Source organism: Terriglobus albidus (genome assembly GCF_008000815.1).
In the GTDB taxonomy this organism is placed as follows: Bacteria; Acidobacteriota; Terriglobia; order Terriglobales; family Acidobacteriaceae; genus Terriglobus; species Terriglobus albidus_A.
In genome coordinates this window covers 877,387-893,498 of the sequence record NZ_CP042806.1, presented here as the reverse complement: position 1 = coordinate 893,498, position 16,112 = coordinate 877,387, and the positions used below count along the sequence as shown (strand labels likewise).

Below are 16,112 nucleotides of genomic sequence, written 5' to 3'. Positions count from 1 at the left end.
CCCCCTCGTTCGCCTTGATTCTGCATCAAGCTCGTTTCAAATCTCAACGCGCCTGCGCGCGGGCCGTCTTACTTCGTCTCTTCAGGTTTCGGCGTGACGGTGTGCGGGTCCTTATTGACCTCGTCAGTAACACCCTTCATGCCTTCCTTGAAGCCACGCAGGCCCTCGCCAAGCCCCTTACCCAGTTCCGGCAGCTTTTTGCCGCCAAAAAGAACAAGCGCGACGATCGCGACGATGATGAGGTGGGAAGGTGTGAATAGCTCGCCCATAACTGTCTCCAGGAATCCTTGTTCTATTGTCGCATAAACCGCAGCCTGACGGGCGCAGCGGCGTCCAACCGTTATATCTTTGAAGTTGCAGCTTTGCTGTCTGGAGGACCATGCGACACGAAGTGACCCGGCGCGCACTTGCCGGGATGACCGCCCTGATTGCCACCACCCTGCTCTCCGCCACCATGGCAGCCCAGACTCCGGCCTCAACCAGTGGCCAGACGAGTGGATCGGCAGCCCCGGCCCAGCCCTCTCAGCCGCAGCCCGGAACCGCTCCGAAGCGCAACATTCAGTTCGCCCGTCGCATTCCCGTCACCTATGACAACCGTTGGGAGGTCTACGGCGGCCTTAACTTCATGAATGGTCAGGCCGGCCAGAACCTGCCGAAGCGCTACAACATGGGCGGCCTCGAAGGTCAGGCTACCTATTGGCTGACCGACCGCATTGGACCGGCGGTCGACCTCCGTGTTGACTACGGCACCACCCCGGTCTTCCCGAACACCTTCCAGATCAACCGTCCGGTTGTCCGCCAGATTATCGGCATGGGCGGCGTGCAGTACCGCGGATGGAAGAACCAGCGCTTCGCCATCCAGTACCACGGCCTGGTTGGCGTAGGCGCCGGCAAGTTTGACGGCGGCACTTTGGGCGGCATCAACGCACCTAGCCACAACGCTGCTGCCAATGCCGTTGCCGTCGGTCTCTACTCCAACCGCGTCAAGCCCGTAGGCGCCTTCGGCGGCTCGCTGGACATCAACGGCAGCTATCGCTGGGCGATCCGCCTGCAGCCGGACCTGATCGTGGAGCACTACGGTACCGAGTACCGCCAGTTCTTCTCCATCTCCGGCGGTCTGGTGTGGCGCTTCGGCCATCGCCAGTAGCGCTCAGTTTTCAGGCTTCCCGGTCACAGCCGGGAAGCCTTTCGTATTTAACAAACAAGATCGCCCGCCTTTCAGGCGGGCGATCATGCACAAAACAAACAGCCTATTTCCCAGGCTGTCCGGGCTGGATAAAGTTCTGGCTAACCGGGTTTTCATAGACCGAGTAGTCGCGCGTCACTACCGTCAGGCCGCTCGGCGTGACGAAGTAATTGCGCTTGTCTTCGGCAGGGTCGTAGCCGATCACCGCTCCGTCCGGAATATGAACATCGCGATCGATGATGGCATGGCGAATCCGCGAGTGCCGGCCAATATTGACGTGCGAGAAGATGATGCTCGAGTCGACATCGGCATACGAGTTCACGCGCACATCGTGCGAGAGCACCGAATTACGTACGACCGCACCCGAGATAATGGAGCCGCCGGAGATGACCGAGTTGATGGCCATGCCTGTACGTCCGGGCTCGCCGAAGACGAACTTCGCCGGCGGGTACTGATACGACCGCGTACGCATCGGCCAGGACTTGTCATACAGGTTGAAGATCGGCGAGACGGAGGCGAGGTCGAGATTGGCCTCGTAGTAGGCCTCCAGCGTACCCACGTCGCGCCAGTACAGCGCCTCCTGCTTGTTCTCGTCGACGAAGTTGTAGGCCATCATCTTGAAGCGGCCAAGCAGGTTGGGCAGGATGTTGTGCCCAAAGTCGTGCTTCGAGTTCGGATCTTCTGCGTCCTTGATCAGCTCCGGCAGCAGCACATCTGTGTTGAAGATGTAGATGCCCATGGAGGCATCGACCCTCTCCGGATTGAAGGGCGACCGCAGCTTGGTCTCCTTCGGCTTTTCGAGGAAACCGTTGATCTCGCCGTTGCGGGCAACATCCACCACGCCAAAACGCGGGACCTCTTCCGGCTTGATCGGCAGTGTCGCCAGCGTCACATGCGCTCCGGACTGGATGTGCTGATCCAGCATGAGCTGGTAGTTCATCTTGTAGATGTGATCGCCTGACAGGATGATGACGTACTTCGGCTGCTCTGAACCGATGGAGTAGATGTTCTGGTAGACGGCGTCGGCCGTGCCCATGTACCAGTTGACGCTCACGCGCTGCATCGGCGGCAGAATCTCAATGAACTCGCCCAGTTCATTCGCAACTACCGGACCCCAACCCTCGCGGATATGGCGATTGAGTGAGAGCGATTTGTACTGCGTAAGGATGTAGACCTTGCGCAGATCGGAGTTGATGCAGTTGGAGAGGGTGATATCGATGATGCGGTACTGTCCGCCGAATGGAACGGCGGGCTTGGCGCGGTCACGAGTTAGAGGAAAGAGGCGCTCTCCGGCGCCACCGGCAAGCAGGACTCCCAACGTATCTTTCATAGCACCCAAACACCTTTACTTGCTGAGGTCAGACTTCTGGGTAAGACGCAACTTTGCGTCTTCGCGTTCCCGACGGATTAGAATATCCCGTCAAGGATGAAGCGATCATAAACGGGGATGGCACTTGCCATCCCCGTTTGTTGTTCTGTCATAAAGATTTAAAGGGTACGAAATCGGACACAAACCGGGCACGCGTCATTCTGCGGCATTTCCCGAATGGAGCAGCGCGGCCTACTGGTTCTCGGAGTCTTCTTCTACAGAGATCCGAAGTGACTTCAGGAAATTGACGTCGTTTGAGGTGAAGGGGCCATTCATTGCCTCCTCCGCCTCTACGGATCCCGCCGTTTCTTCTTCCTGGACCTCGTTCAGGCCGATTGTCGCCTCAAGCATAAGCAGCACGTCAAAGCCCTGCTCCCGGATGTCGCGCACTACACCTGCAATGTGCTCAGACTCAGAGACCGACTCGTGAATGGCTTCGCCAAGCTGCTGGATCAGGTCCTTCACTTTTTGATTCAATGACACCTCCGTCGAATAGCCACTTCGCCGCGCATCGGGTATTCCCAGCCCATAGAGCAGCGGGAACGGCATTGCGGGGTGTTGGGCACTGCCTATTGACTCCTACATTACTGCTGTATTGGACGACCCGCAATGGTTTCTGGATACCATTTTTGAAGACAACTCCCTAACGGCAGTTGCCAGTTTATGGTTTCCAGTTAACGAGGTACAGCATGGGTTAGGGGCACTCAACACGCCCTCATGAAGACACGTCAGGCAATCTGCCTTGGCGCCTTCATCCAACTGGCAACTGCTTTTATGCCACCAGCGTATGGTGGTCGCTCCATGCTTCTTCGAGTTGGTGGGCAAGATCCCCGACCGTCTTTCCCTTTTCGATCGCCTTTTCCTTCTCCTTCTTCTCCGGCTCGGCACTTGGCCTGGAGAGCAGAAACGCGGCAGCAGCGGCGCCTACAAAAGCGACCGTAAGAACAAGGAATCTCATATTGAGGTTGGATTACAGGTTGATCCCGCCGGGTGGTCTCACGAAACGTGTTTCAGGGAAAAACTTCCCGACGCGTAGACTGGAAGACATGGATAAGGTGCGGCTGGGAAAGGTGCTGGGTGCGGGGGTTCGACACGCCGCGCGCACCGCAATTGAAGCCAGCAAGGCGGCCGCTGCGCCCGATCCCAATCCGGCTCCAAGGCAGACCGCACGCCAGCACATGGATGTGCGCCGTGCTGCGCAGGGCGCCAGCCGGGGCTTCTTCGGTAGCGTCAAACACGCCGGCAGGGCTGTCTGGCTGCAGGTGATGGGCACGCTTTTCGCCTTCTTTGCCCTGTATTTTGTGCAGGCGACGATTACCCATTTCGCCTCCTACCGAGAAGGCGGAGCCCATCGGCAGCAGTGGTACATGAGTGCGGCGATCGCCCTGCTTTTTGCGTGGTTTGCCGTCTCCAGTTTTGTCCGTGCGGCCAGGAAGCCACGTTAGGGGCGTATCGACGAAGTTCAATGTATCTGAGAGACCGTTTCGAGCTGCGCTCGAATAGTTCACCCCAGCGAAGCTGGCTGGGGACCCCGAACGCTCCGAAATGACAAAAAAGACGATCCCTTCGGCCGCCAGACCATCTGCGCGGTTAGCGCACATGTGTGACACATCCGGTCCCCTGAATTAAAATCAATCCTTGCCCTTCGCACCACAATCCAAGCTCAAACAAAGGTGGTCGTAACCGTGTCTGACTCCGGCTCTGTGCTTCGTAAAACCGCATTGAACGCCACCCACCGTGCTCTCAAGGCGAAGATGGTCGACTTCGGCGGATGGGATATGCCGGTCGAGTACTCGGGCCTGATTGCCGAGCATATGGCTGTCCGCACGGGTGTGGGCGTCTTTGATGTCTCGCACATGGGCGATATCCAGCTCCGCGGGCCGGGTTCGCTGGATGCCGTGCAGAAGCTGCTGATGAACGACGCGAGCAAGCTGCAGGTGGGGCAGGCGCACTACTCCGCCATGCTGACACCGGAAGGCACCTTCGTCGACGACGTGGTGTTGCACAAGCTCAGCGATAACGACTATCTGATCGTCATCAATGCCGGCACGCGCGAGAAGGACGTGCAGTGGGTCCGCAAGACCATCGGCATGATGCCGAGTGTCCATATCAACGATTTCAGTGACATGTACACACAGCTTGCCATTCAAGGTCCGAAGGCCATCGATGTGCTGCGCAAGCTGACCGACGTCGATCTGGACGCTATCAAGAACTACTGGTTCACCTGGGGCAAGGTCTGCGGCCTGTATAACGTCCTGGTCGCCCGCACCGGCTATACCGGTGAAGACGGCTTTGAGATCTACGTCCCCTCCGACGAAGCCACCAGCGCTCGCGTCTGGAGTGAAGTTCTGGAGGCCGGCAAGGAGTTCGGTATCCTCCCCTGCGGTCTGGGTGCCCGCAATACGCTTCGTCTGGAGAGCGCCATGGCGCTCTATGGTCACGAGATCTCGGACGCTATCAACGTCTTCGAGGCCGGCCTGGGCCGCTACTGCAAACTTGAAAAGGAAGCCGACTTCCTCGGTAAGCAGGCATTGCTCGCCGTGCAGACGGCAGGTGGACCGAAGCGCAAGCTGGTGGGCCTTGAGACCATTGATCGCGGCATCGCCCGCGATGGATACCCGGTCTTCACCCTCGATGGCAAAGAGATCGGTGTCGTCACCTCCGGCTCTCCTTCGCCCTTCCTGAAGAAGAACATCGCCATGGCCTACGTGCCTGTAGAGTTGAGCGCCGTAGATACGGAGCTGGCCGTGCAGGTCCGCTCCACCATGGTGAAATCGAAGGTAGTTCCGTTGCCCTTCTACAAAAAGCCTAAGAAGACCACGTAGTTCCCGGCAGTTCCGTTTCGCATAAGACTTCTCAAACGACTGGAGAGCGCACAGTAATGGCTTACCCGACCGAGTACCGCTACACGAAAGAACATGAGTGGATCGCCGCCGATGGCAGAATCGGCATCACCGACTACGCGCAGTCGACCCTGGGCGATATCGTCTTTGTCGAGCTGCCCGCCGTTGGCGCCGAGCTGAAGGCCGGTGAGAGCTTCGGCACGGTCGAGTCCGTAAAAGCCGTAAGCGATCTGTTCTCGCCGGTGAACGGCAAGGTGCTTGAGGTGAACGAAGCGCTGAACTCCGCTCCGGAGTCGGTGAATGCCGATGCCAATGCCACCTGGATGATCAAGGCCGAGTTCGATGCCTCGCAGCTTGAGAGCCTGCTGACCGCCGAAGCCTACGAGAAGTTCATCAGCGAAGAGACGGGCCACTGATGCGTTATCTACCAAAGAGTCCCAGCGACCGTGAGGCGATGCTCGCCGACATCGGCGCGAAGTCCATCGACGATCTGTTCGCGACGGTTCCGGCGGAGTATCGCCTGTCCCGCGACCTCAATGTTCCCCGGCAGCATGGGGAGCAGGAGGTCATCGAGCACTTCAAGGCGTTTGCCGACAAGAATGCTCTCGGCTATGCCAGCTTCCTGGGCGCGGGCGCCTATCGTCACTATCGTCCCGTGCTGATCGATACGGTGGTCTCGCGCGGTGAATTCCTCACCAGCTATACGCCGTACCAGCCGGAGATTGCGCAGGGAACCCTGCAGGCGCTCTTCGAGTTCCAGACGATGATCTGCGAACTCACCGGCATGGAGATCTCGAACGCCTCCATGTACGACGGCTCAACCGGCGCGGCCGAAGCGGTGATGATGGCAGTCCGCGTTACCGGACGTAACGGAGCTGTCGTTGCCCGCACGGTGCACCCCGAATATCGCGAAGTGCTGACGACCTATGCACAGCACCAGTCCATTCCGAAGACCGAGGTCGATTACGATCCCGCGACCGGACGCGTGGACCTGGCGAAGCTCGATGCCGCCATCACCGATGACACGGCCTGCGTCCTGATCCAGTCGCCTAACTTCTTCGGAACGATTGAGGATGTAGCGGCCATCGCAGACATCGCGCATAAGAAGGGCGCTCTGCTGATCGTCTCTATCGCGGAGGCGGTATCGCTGGGCATTGTTAAGCCGCCGGCTGAGGCCGATATTGTCGCGATGGAAGCACAGTCCTTCGGTGTTCCCGTGGGCTATGGCGGACCGTACTGCGGTGTCATCGCCTGTAAGGAGAAGTTCCTGCGGCAGATGCCCGGACGTCTGGCCGGCGAGACCAAGGATATGGATGGCAAGCGCGGCTTCGTGTTGACGCTGTCGACGCGCGAGCAGCATATCCGCCGCGAGAAAGCGACCTCGAACATCTGCACCAACCAGTCGCTGGTGGCGCTGATGGTGACGGTCTTCCTGACGGTCTATGGCAAGGGCCTGAAGGAGCTGGCCGAGCAAAACCTGGCCAAGGCGCACTATGCAGCGCAGACCATCGGTGGCTCCGGCAAGGTGCTGTTTGGTGGAGCTCCGCGCTTCAATGAGTTCGTATATCAGGGCTCACGGACGTCCGAAGAGGGCAATGCCGCATTGCTCCAAGCCAAGATCGTCGGCGGTCTGCCGTTGGAGAAGTTCTATCCCGAGCTCGGACCGAACGCTTCGCTCTGGTGCGCTACCGAGCTCACAACCAGGGCACAGATCGATGCTGCGGCGGAGGTGCTGAAGTAATGGGAGACAAGTTTGTAGGAACCCCGAAGAAGGCCTCAGTCCACGTCAATCAGAACGAGGACCTGATCTTTGAGAAGTCGTCGCCGGGCAAGAAGGCTTACCGTCTGAGCGAGCTGGACGTTCCGGCTGTGGACGCTGCTGCTCTGCTGGGCGATGCCGTCCGCACCGACCTTGGCGTGATGCCGGAGCTCTCAGAGATTGAGATCGTTCGCCATTTCACGCGCCTGTCCACCTGGAACTATGCGATCGACCTCGGCATGTTCCCGCTGGGAAGCTGCACGATGAAGTACAACGGCCGCGTCAACGAGCTCGTCGCTCGCCTGGAAGGCCTGGCCGACGCCCATCCTTATCAGCCTGAATCGCTCTCGCAGGGCGTACTGGAGATCATGCAGGTGCTCTCCGATTCGCTGCTGGATATCACCGGTATGGACTCCATCACGCTGCAGCCCGCTGCCGGCGCGCATGGTGAGTTCACCGGCATTCTGCTGGTGCGTGCGTATCACGAGAGCAAGGGCAATCCGCGGAAGAAGATCCTGATTCCGGACTCGGCTCACGGCACGAACCCGGCTACGGCCGCGGTAGTCGGCTACCAGGTGCAGAACCTGAAGTCGAACGCCGAAGGCATGGTCGATCTCGAAGAGCTGGAGAAGCTGGTCGATGAGGACACGGCTGCGCTGATGCTGACCAATCCTTCGACGATCGGTGTCTTCGAGAGCGAGATCCATAAGATCGCCGACATCCTCCACGCCAAGGGCGCGTTGCTATACATGGACGGCGCCAACATGAATGCGCTGGTGGGCAAGGTCCGCCCGGGCGACTTCGGTGTGGACGTAATGCACCTGAACCTGCACAAGACCTTCTCTACGCCGCACGGAGGCGGTGGCCCAGGCTCCGGCCCGGTGGCCTGCAAGAAGATCCTGGAGCCCTTCCTTCCTACGCCTGTACTCGCGACCAAGAGCAACGGTACGCTCACGCTGGACTACAACCGTCCGCAGAGCGTCGGCCGTGTGCGTGCCTGGTACGGCAACTTCGGCATGTTCATCCGCGCGCTGGCCTACATCCTGGCCAATGGTCCGGATGGCCTGCGCCAGACGACGGAAGACGCTGTGTTGAACGCCAATTATCTCCGCGCGAAGCTGGAAGACGTCTTTGACCTGCCCTTCAAGACAGCGTCGATGCACGAGGTTGTCTTCAGCGATAAGCTGCAGGCGAAGAATGGCGTGAAGACCGGCGACATGGGTAAGCGTCTGCTCGACTACGGCTTCCATGCCTACACTGTGAGCTTCCCGCTCATCGTTGCCGGCGCCATGATGATTGAGCCTACCGAGAGCGAGAGCCGCGAGGAGCTGGATCTGCTGATCGACGCGTTGCGGCAGATTGCGCGCGAGGCTGAAGAGAATCCGGAGCTGGTGAAGACCGCTCCGCATACAACCCGCCTGCGGCGCCTGGATGAGACCACGGCTGCGCGTAAGCCGGTCCTTCGCTGGAAGGCTCCGGTTGCGAGCACCCAACTCACTCCCGACACCGCAGCGAAGGAGTGGTAGCTTGGCGAATATCTTCCACGATCGGCGCGAGGAGCTCGAGAAGCACGAGTTCATGATGGGCGTTGCTCGTGGAAGACTCGCCGTATCGCTCGATGTGCTGACGGATGCCCTGGCTATGGTGGGACAGCATGGCGTCTATTGCACCTCGAACCGGAATCCGGCGGTCCCGGCGCTGGATCTGCAGTTTGTGTTGTCGCAGATTACCGGGGCCAAGGAGCTGATCCAGTCCGTGATGCAGGAGCTGGAGAGCCAGAAGAAGCCCTGACATCCGTGCTAGGCTAGTGGACAGGGTTTGTATCCCAAGGGCACCCGTAGCTCAGCTGGATAGAGCGGCAGCCTCCGAAGCTGTAGGTCAGAAGTTCGAATCTTCTCGGGTGCACCACTTTCTAAAGATTGAAAAAGGCTCCGACTATGTCGGGGCTTTTTTGTTGCTGGTGTTTTTGTATGGAATGTCGTGGCTTCATTGCCCACCCTAGCGTTGCGAGGGTGGGGCACCCTGGCTTGGACAAAGTTGTTAAAAGCGGTCGCGCGCAGCGCGATATCCCACGCTAAGGATTGTCACGCTGAAGTCTGCTTTTGTTTTGTCATCCTGAGCAACGCGAAGGGCCTGCTTCATGGATGTGGCACGGGAAATATTCTAGACACAATCTTCGGCATCTATCCGCGGGTGCGGTAGGGCTGTGAGGTGAAGATGACAGGGGCGTCTTCGCGGGTGGAGTCGAGGACGAAGATCTGGAAGCTTTCGGTGTTAGCAGAGACACGGACTGCGATGTGTCCCTGGCGGCTGCGGAAGTGCGGGGTGAACCGGTTGTTGATGAGCCGGTTGGCGGGCAGGGATTCTGTGGCGTAGACGTCGTGCTTTGCTGCGCCGGGCCACTCGCCGAGCATGCGTTGTGCCTGGGCTGGGCCGGGGTGGCCTACATCCCATGCCTGGATGATATAGGCCTGTGCGTCGAGGGCTCGGACAAACCCGGCTCCCGTGGCGTCGAAGTAGCCGTGATGGTTGGCCGTGGCAACATCGGTCTTTCCTGCGAGCTTCGCTACCGGTGATTCCATATCGAGCCAGGGTACGCGGCCGTCGTGCGTGTCGCAGCAGAGATCTCCGCCGGTATAGTAGCTGAACTTCCCGAAGGTCATGCGGAGCGAGATGGAGTAGAAGTTTTCATTCGGTTGTTCTTCTGCACCCAATGCATCTGTCGGTATTACGCTGCGGGATGTCTCTCCCTGACCGGTCCAGATGCGGCCGTTGGCGGAGAGGATACGAATCTCCGTGCCATTGAGAACGATCTGGCGGTTGGAGCCAATGGTTGCGGCTTCGACCTTCTTGTTGCTCTTTACTCGTGACTGGAGATAGGCGAGGTAGTTCGCGGCAAAGGGTGCTTCCAGAGGTTTGGCGTTGCCGAAGTTGGGATAGGCGCGGTCGATGTGGGTCTCGATCGGGAGCAGAGCATCGACATCGCTGAGGCCGGTGAGTTTGTAGCCACCGTCGGGAGAGGCTGGGCAGTTTGCTTCGAGATCCCCGACGTGGTCGGGGTGGATGTGGGTGGCTAGAGAGTAGTCGATGCGGCTGACGCCAATGCGGCGGGCGTACTCAGCGATCCATTGTCCGGGGCGACGGGTGCCGTTGGGCTTGGGGGGAGAGGAAGTCTCCAGTGAGCTGGTGGAGGAGCCCGCATCGATCAGGAAGGAACGTCCATCTGGTCCGACGGTGAGCGTGCTGTTGCCGCGGCCGGTATCGATATGGTGGATGTCGAGTTCGCCTGGGCGTTTTGCGGGGAGCACAGGGCTCTGCGCGAAGGCAGATGGGGAGACGGCTGAGGCGGCGAGAAGACGGAGAACAGAGCGGCGCGAGAGCATACGTATCGACAGATTTGAGATTAGCCGGAAAGTGTTCGATCAGTGTGACAATTCGGTTCGCGCGGAGCGCGAATAACAATCCCTTACGCGAAGCGTAAGGGATTGTGTAACACCGGGTCCTTCGCTGACGCTCAGCATGACAAGGGTAAGAAATCGGCCCCGATTTAAGTTTGGTGCCGCTTCACCTTTCGACAAAAGGCGGATCGAGCTTGCGCTCGATAAATCACCCCAACGAACTCGTTCGCTGGGGACCCCGATCATCCCACATCTGCTGCGCAGATATGGGGCACCCAAAGTATGGGCTGGCCAAAGATGACAAAGCCCCGGCCTAAACCGGGGCTTTGCTGTTGTTCGTTCGTTAGAACCACAGCTTGGCTGCCACCTGAACCTGACGCGGTCCAAAGAGAACCGAGCTGGTCGAGGTCGGCGCACCGAAGGGGGTTGCCGTGAACGGAGCGATGCACGAGTTCGAGTGGCCGAGACATGCACCAGCCTGTGACGGAGCAGACGCCGTATTGAAGGTTGGCAGAACCGAGAATGCACTGGTGCTCTGCCCGATGATGTGGCGACGGTTCGCCAGGTTGAAGACCTCTGCGAAGACTTCGAACTTGACGCTCTCGTGGATGGGGAATGAACGCGACACGCGGGCGTCTACGTTGCGGATACCCGGTCCAGGGATATTGTTACGGCTATACTGCGGAGCGCGGCCGCCGGTGCTGGAAGCGAAGAGGCTGACCACGCCGCCGGTTACACCACCGTCGATACCGCCACCGTTGGCAGCGGAAAGGAAGTTGGACACGAACTGCGTCAGCGGAAGCCCGGTCTGCTCGGTCGCCGTTCCGGAGACCGTCCAGCCGTTTGCCGCATAGCGCAGGATGGAGTTGGAGAGACCGAAGGTCGGAGCGTAGACGATGCTGCCGACGAAGCGTCCGCGCATATCGAGATCCGAACGTCCGTACTCGTTCAGAGTTCCGGGGTTCTTCAGGTTGAACGGATCGGAGATCGCGTTCGTTCCGTTGAAGGTACCGTTCTGACCGGAGACCTGCGATCCGTCGATGGCCTTCGCCCAGGTGTAGTTGGCGAGTAGCTCAACACCGTGGCTGAAGGGCTTGCGGATGGAGAAGGCTCCCGAGTGATACCAGGAGTTGATGCCGCTGAAACCCACCAGGATGATGCCGTCGTTCGGCGACGGACGCGTGCCCGAGTAGAAGGGCACCTTGATCGTCGATTGGGTAACGCCGGTTGAGTTGATGATGTCCCAGGTCTTCGAGGAGGTTGACCGCGGCAGGTTGGCATCGATGAAGTACGGCAGGCGCATGCCGCGCGTACCGATGTACGACATCGTGAAGCTCACGTTGCCCGGCAGACGCTGTTCGACTGCCAGATCGATGGAGTGGGTATAAGGATTGGTGAAGTTCGGGTCCTGGCCGCGGAACGAGAGCGGAATTGCACCGGCGCCCGTGTTCTGTACAGTCGGAGTCACAGCACCGGCGAAGGGAGCAGCCAGAGCCGGTCCGGGAGGCGTGAACAGAACGCCCATATTCTGTGGCGCTCCGGCGGCCCCCGGTCCTACCGTGTACTGCTGCTGATAGACGCCATTTTCCACGCGAGTGCAATACAGGGTCGATCCGGAGGTCAGGCCGTAGAACATGCCGTAACCGCCACGAACCACCATGCCGTCGATGGGAGACCACGCGAAACCGATACGCGGCTGCACCATCTTCATGTTGTTCTTGATCGTGTTGGTGTAGTAGTTGCCGAGCGGGCTTGCAACGCCGTTGTAGCTGTTGGTGTAAGGACGGGGAGGCGCAGGAATCAACTGCACGTCGTAACGGACACCTACGGTCAGCGTAAAGTCGTTGCGGAGCTTCCAGGCATCTTCGGCAAAGCCGGCGATGTTCTTGTTCCAGAAATCATCGGCGCCCACATGGGTGATGGGGTCGTTCACCTGGGTAAAGGTGTTGTAGTGACGTCCGCCGTTCATACCATAGACATCCTGTACCCATGACTGGAACGAGAGCAGAGGAGTTGCCTGGGAGTAGCTGTAGATACCGCCGCCCTGGAAGAGGTTCGAGAGCTGCTCGTGGATCAGGTTAATATCCGCACCGAACTTCAGCGAGTGCTTGCCGTGCACTGTCGAGAAGATATCGGCAAACTGCCAGCGGTGTTCATCCGGGAAGGCTCCGCGAGGCAGGGCGTTCGGCATGCCGTAGGCGAACAGACCGCTAATGGTTACGCTCGGCCCAGGTGCGTTCGCTCCGGTGGTCTCAAGATCGCGCGACCACTGGAAGCGCACTGTATTTGCGGACTTGGGGGAGACAACGCTCTCCCAGTTGGCTACCAGGAAGCGCTCGTGGAAGTCGGCGCGGCCGTTCGTCGATGCTGAGCTGTTGTTGGCAGTAGCCGACGTCGTATACCCGTTCGGCTGCTTGTAGTTCTGCCAGTTGAAGTTCACCGAGATATGGTTGTTGCCGTTGAGCTGGTAGTCAAGGCGCGGGAAGAAGATATCCTGCGTGACGTTGCGCGAAACAGCCGTCTGACCACTGAGGATATATGCCTTGGCGGCATCGCACTGAGTCGGGCTGACCCCCGTGGACGTGGGGCAAGTGTATCCGGCAAGCTGGGACGCGGTGATCGAGCTGGTGTAGAGCAGCGGGTTCACCTTGCGGAAGCCGTCATAGGTGAAGAAGTAGAAGAGCTTGTCCTTGATGATGGGACCGCCGACAGAGCCACCGAACTGCTGCTGCTGACGAACCGTGGGCGTCAACAGGAAGGGCTGATTGCTGTTGCGTCCCGTGAACTTCGCAAAGGGGTCAAGCGCATTCAGCGTCGGATAGCGCAGGTAGTAGAACAGGTCACCATGGATCGTATTGGTACCGCTCTTGGTGATCGCGTTGACCTGTCCGCCAGCCGCCTGGCCGAACTCCGCGGAGTAACCGGAAGCGGAAGAGGCGAACTCCTTGATGGAGTCCTGCGAGAAGACATACGGAGAGCCGATCGCGCGGCCACGGGCTTCCGAGAAGAAGGCCTGCTGGTTGTTAGCGCCGTCGACCAGGTTCGTGTTGTACAGACCGGAGATACCGCGATACGAGATCAGACCGCTGTTGCCGTCGGGCACCACGTTGGTGGTGAGCAGCACGAAGTTATCCCAGCGGCGACCGTTTACGGGCAGATTGGAGACGAGCTGCTGATCAACGGTCTGCGAGATCTCTGTCTTTTCACTGTCGATCAGAGGGGAAACGTCGGAGATCGTAACGTCCTGAGAGACCGAGGCTGCGGGAAGTTTTTCATCCACGCTCAGGGTCTGACCTACGGTCAGGATGAGGTTCTTGCGCGTAACCTTGCCGAAGTTGCCGGTACCGCCGGCAACGATCTCGTAGTGCCCCGGCTGCAGGAAGGTTGAGCTATAGTCGCCGTCGTTGTTGGTGGTGACCGTACGGCTTGCGCCTGTGTCGGTGTTCGTGATGACGACCGTGGTGTTCGGAACTGCGGCGCCGGAGGCATCCGTAATGGTTCCGGAGATCGTACCAGTCGCAGCGGTTTGTGCCAGCGCGCGCGGTGTGGCTATATACGCCGGAATAACCAACATACCGGCAGTCAGCACAGCCGCGAATACACGTGTGCTACAGATCTTTGCAATCTTCATGGAAACGTCACTCCTCAAAAGGGCGAAACAAAAATCAAAGGTTTCGAAGCGGTTCTATCGGTCAATAAATCCCGGGAACTCGTGGCGCGCTCGCTGGACGCGGCTACGCCCGAAAACCTGTTTCAGGTGTTAGATCTACGGTCAGTGACCGCAGACGGGTTGTCAAGTAAAAGAATCGGAAGGATTCATACGTGCAAACCTCACCGTCCGCATGCAGGGGCGTGTCCCAGTGCAATACAAACGGTGATGATTTGCGGGAAGTTACTTTGCTGCGGCAGCCAGGACCTGCTGGTACTCGGCGTACGGTCCCTTGAAGTCTTCGACCTTGCCGTCCTGGAAGTGCCAGATGCGGGTCGCGACCTCGTCGATCAGATCCTCATCGTGCGTCACCAGAAGAACCGTTCCCTCGAACTTCTGCAGCGCCTGGTTCAAGGCGTTGATCGACTCCAGGTCGAGGTGGTTGGTGGGTTCGTCAAAGATCAGGATGTTGGGCTTCTGCAGCATGAGCTTGCAGAAGATCAGCCTTGCCTGCTCGCCGCCCGACAGAGCTTCAGTCTTCTTCAGGCCCTCTTCGCCGCGGAAGAGCATCTGCCCCAGAATGCCGCGGATATCTTCTTCCGTAGCCTTCTCATCGAACTGGTGCAGCCAGTCGGCGACCGTCATACCCTTGGTCACGGTGCCGGTGTGGTCCTGGGCGAAGTAGCCGATATTGGCCTCATGCCCCCACTTCACCGTCCCGTGATCGCGGGTGAATTCCTTGTCATCGGTCTCTGCCATGCCGGCCAGCAGCGACTTCAGCATCGTCGTCTTGCCGGTTCCGTTACGGCCGATCAGGACAACCTTGTCGCCTCGCATGACCGCCGAGGTGAAGTTCTTGAAGACCGGCTGGTCGTACGACTTCGAGAGGTGCTCGATCTCCAGGATGTGCTTGCCCGAAGGACGAAGCTGATCGAAGCGGATATATGGGCGTTGAATGTTCGACCGTGCGAGCTCTGTGGTCTGCAGGCGCTCCACTTCCTTCTTACGCGAGTTCACCTGCGACGAACGTGTACCGGCGGAGAAGCGCGCGATGAAATCATTCAACTGCGCGATCTTCTTCTCACGCTGCTCGTTCTGCGATTCGATACGCTGACGCACCTGCGTCTTCTGCAGCACCATGTCGTCATAGCCGCCGGTGTAGGTGATGATCGTTTGATAGTCGATATCGGCGGTGTGGGTGCAGACCGAGTTCAGGAAGTGGCGGTCGTGCGAGATAGTGATCAGCGTGCCATCGAAGCGGACCAGGAAGTCCTGCAGCCAGTGGATGGACTCAAGATCGAGATAGTTCGTAGGCTCGTCCAGCAGCAGCGCCTGCGGATTACCGAAGAGCGCCTGCGCCAGCAGGACACGGACCTTCTGGCCACCCTGCAGCTCGCCCATCTTGCGCTCATGCAGCTCATCGGGAATATCAAGACCCTGCAGCAATACTGCGGCGTTGGACTCAGCCTCGTAGCCGTCCTCTTCGCCGATCACGCCTTCCAGCTCACCCAGGCGGATGCCGTCGTCGTCCGTCAGCTCTGCCTTCTCGTACAGGTGGTCGCGTTCTTCCAGAGCAGACCACAGGGCCTTGTTACCCATAATGACGGTGTCGATGACGCGGTAGGCGTCGAAGGCATACTGGTCCTGACGAAGCACGCCCAGCTTCTTGGGGCGGACGACGTTGCCCTTCTGGGCATCGAGCTCGCCCGTAAGCACCTTCATAAAGGTGGACTTACCGGCGCCATTCGGACCGGTGAGACCATACCGGCGGCCCGAGATAAAAGTGGTGCTTACGTCCTCAAAGAGAACCTTCGAGCCGTAACGCATGGAGACATTGGAAACGGAGATCATTCGTCTTTTATTTTCTCATGCGTTGTCCAGCGTTAAAGCGGGAAAGGGACGGCAAAT

14 protein-coding genes and 1 tRNA gene are annotated in these 16,112 nt (G+C 59.1%); 8 read left to right on the top strand and 7 right to left on the bottom strand.

What is annotated here, in order from left to right; genetic code table 11:
* Positions 1-68: 68 nt before the first annotated feature.
* Positions 69-269: a Sec-independent protein translocase subunit TatA/TatB gene (locus FTW19_RS03735; RefSeq protein ID WP_147646393.1), complete on the bottom strand. Its 201-nt coding sequence runs from the start codon at positions 267-269 to the stop codon at positions 69-71.
* 110 nt (positions 270-379) lie between these two features.
* On the opposite strand from FTW19_RS03735, the gene FTW19_RS03730 reads away from it, so the two are divergent.
* Positions 380-1,147, top strand: a complete 768-nt coding sequence (locus FTW19_RS03730; protein ID WP_147646392.1) for a hypothetical protein — start codon at positions 380-382, stop codon at positions 1,145-1,147.
* Between the two features lie 103 nt (positions 1,148-1,250).
* Here the strand turns inward: FTW19_RS03730 and glgC are convergent, their stop codons facing one another.
* From glgC to FTW19_RS03715, 3 genes are all read right to left on the bottom strand, one after another.
* Positions 1,251-2,516: a glucose-1-phosphate adenylyltransferase gene (glgC, locus tag FTW19_RS03725; RefSeq protein WP_147646391.1), complete on the bottom strand. Its 1,266-nt coding sequence runs from the start codon at positions 2,514-2,516 to the stop codon at positions 1,251-1,253.
* Between the two features lie 231 nt (positions 2,517-2,747).
* Positions 2,748-3,038, bottom strand: coding sequence for a hypothetical protein (locus tag FTW19_RS03720; protein WP_348641853.1), 291 nt, complete (start codon positions 3,036-3,038; stop codon positions 2,748-2,750).
* Between the two features lie 289 nt (positions 3,039-3,327).
* On the bottom strand, positions 3,328-3,513 hold the full coding sequence (locus FTW19_RS03715) for a hypothetical protein (RefSeq protein WP_147646389.1): 186 nt from the start codon (positions 3,511-3,513) through the stop codon (positions 3,328-3,330).
* 88 nt (positions 3,514-3,601) lie between these two features.
* Here FTW19_RS03715 and FTW19_RS03710 point away from each other — a divergent pair, with 88 nt between their 5' ends.
* From FTW19_RS03710 to FTW19_RS03680, 7 genes are all read left to right on the top strand, one after another.
* Positions 3,602-4,000: a hypothetical protein gene (locus tag FTW19_RS03710; RefSeq protein WP_147646388.1), complete on the top strand. Its 399-nt coding sequence runs from the start codon at positions 3,602-3,604 to the stop codon at positions 3,998-4,000.
* Positions 4,001-4,240: 240 nt separating this feature from the next.
* Entirely contained in the window at positions 4,241-5,380 is a 1,140-nt protein-coding gene (gene gcvT, locus FTW19_RS03705; protein ID WP_147646387.1) for a glycine cleavage system aminomethyltransferase GcvT, read from the top strand.
* Between the two features lie 56 nt (positions 5,381-5,436).
* Positions 5,437-5,814 (top strand): glycine cleavage system protein GcvH, encoded by a 378-nt coding sequence (gcvH, locus tag FTW19_RS03700; protein ID WP_147646386.1) that lies wholly within the window; start codon positions 5,437-5,439, stop codon positions 5,812-5,814.
* Positions 5,814-7,139, top strand: coding sequence for an aminomethyl-transferring glycine dehydrogenase subunit GcvPA (gene gcvPA / locus FTW19_RS03695; protein ID WP_147646385.1), 1,326 nt, complete (start codon positions 5,814-5,816; stop codon positions 7,137-7,139). Before gcvH ends, gcvPA begins: the two co-directional genes overlap by 1 nt.
* Complete coding sequence (gene gcvPB / locus FTW19_RS03690) at positions 7,139-8,683, top strand: aminomethyl-transferring glycine dehydrogenase subunit GcvPB (RefSeq protein ID WP_147646384.1); 1,545 nt, start codon at positions 7,139-7,141, stop codon at positions 8,681-8,683. The genes gcvPA and gcvPB overlap by 1 nt, the downstream gene beginning before the upstream one ends.
* Before the next feature lies 1 nt (position 8,684).
* The gene (locus FTW19_RS03685) at positions 8,685-8,948 is read left to right on the top strand and encodes a hypothetical protein (RefSeq protein ID WP_246153555.1); all 264 of its coding nucleotides are present in this window, start codon (positions 8,685-8,687) and stop codon (positions 8,946-8,948) included.
* A gap of 40 nt (positions 8,949-8,988) precedes the next feature.
* Positions 8,989-9,065 (top strand) — tRNA-Arg (locus FTW19_RS03680).
* Between the two features lie 275 nt (positions 9,066-9,340).
* Here the strand turns inward: FTW19_RS03680 and FTW19_RS03675 are convergent.
* The 3 genes from FTW19_RS03675 to FTW19_RS03665 all read right to left on the bottom strand — a co-directional run bounded on the left by FTW19_RS03675 (position 9,341) and on the right by FTW19_RS03665 (position 16,055).
* The gene (locus FTW19_RS03675) at positions 9,341-10,540 is read right to left on the bottom strand and encodes a ComEC/Rec2 family competence protein (protein WP_147646383.1); all 1,200 of its coding nucleotides are present in this window, start codon (positions 10,538-10,540) and stop codon (positions 9,341-9,343) included.
* A gap of 358 nt (positions 10,541-10,898) precedes the next feature.
* Positions 10,899-14,186, bottom strand: a complete 3,288-nt coding sequence (locus tag FTW19_RS03670) for a TonB-dependent receptor (protein WP_147646382.1) — start codon at positions 14,184-14,186, stop codon at positions 10,899-10,901.
* A 261-nt stretch (positions 14,187-14,447) separates the two neighbouring features.
* Positions 14,448-16,055, bottom strand: a complete 1,608-nt coding sequence (locus tag FTW19_RS03665) for an ABC-F family ATP-binding cassette domain-containing protein (RefSeq protein ID WP_147646381.1) — start codon at positions 16,053-16,055, stop codon at positions 14,448-14,450.
* Positions 16,056-16,112 lie beyond the last annotated feature (57 nt).

Coding starts and splice junctions, on each gene's coding strand:
- FTW19_RS03735 (WP_147646393.1), bottom strand. CDS start 269: ATGGGCGAGCTATTCACACCTTCCCACCTCATCATCGTCGCGATCGTC.
- FTW19_RS03730 (WP_147646392.1), top strand. CDS start 380: ATGCGACACGAAGTGACCCGGCGCGCACTTGCCGGGATGACCGCCCTG.
- glgC (WP_147646391.1), bottom strand. CDS start 2,516: ATGAAAGATACGTTGGGAGTCCTGCTTGCCGGTGGCGCCGGAGAGCGC.
- FTW19_RS03715 (WP_147646389.1), bottom strand. CDS start 3,513: ATGAGATTCCTTGTTCTTACGGTCGCTTTTGTAGGCGCCGCTGCTGCC.
- FTW19_RS03710 (WP_147646388.1), top strand. CDS start 3,602: ATGGATAAGGTGCGGCTGGGAAAGGTGCTGGGTGCGGGGGTTCGACAC.
- gcvH (WP_147646386.1), top strand. CDS start 5,437: ATGGCTTACCCGACCGAGTACCGCTACACGAAAGAACATGAGTGGATC.
- gcvPA (WP_147646385.1), top strand. CDS start 5,814: ATGCGTTATCTACCAAAGAGTCCCAGCGACCGTGAGGCGATGCTCGCC.
- gcvPB (WP_147646384.1), top strand. CDS start 7,139: ATGGGAGACAAGTTTGTAGGAACCCCGAAGAAGGCCTCAGTCCACGTC.
- FTW19_RS03675 (WP_147646383.1), bottom strand. CDS start 10,540: ATGCTCTCGCGCCGCTCTGTTCTCCGTCTTCTCGCCGCCTCAGCCGTC.
- FTW19_RS03670 (WP_147646382.1), bottom strand. CDS start 14,186: ATGAAGATTGCAAAGATCTGTAGCACACGTGTATTCGCGGCTGTGCTG.
- FTW19_RS03665 (WP_147646381.1), bottom strand. CDS start 16,055: ATGATCTCCGTTTCCAATGTCTCCATGCGTTACGGCTCGAAGGTTCTC.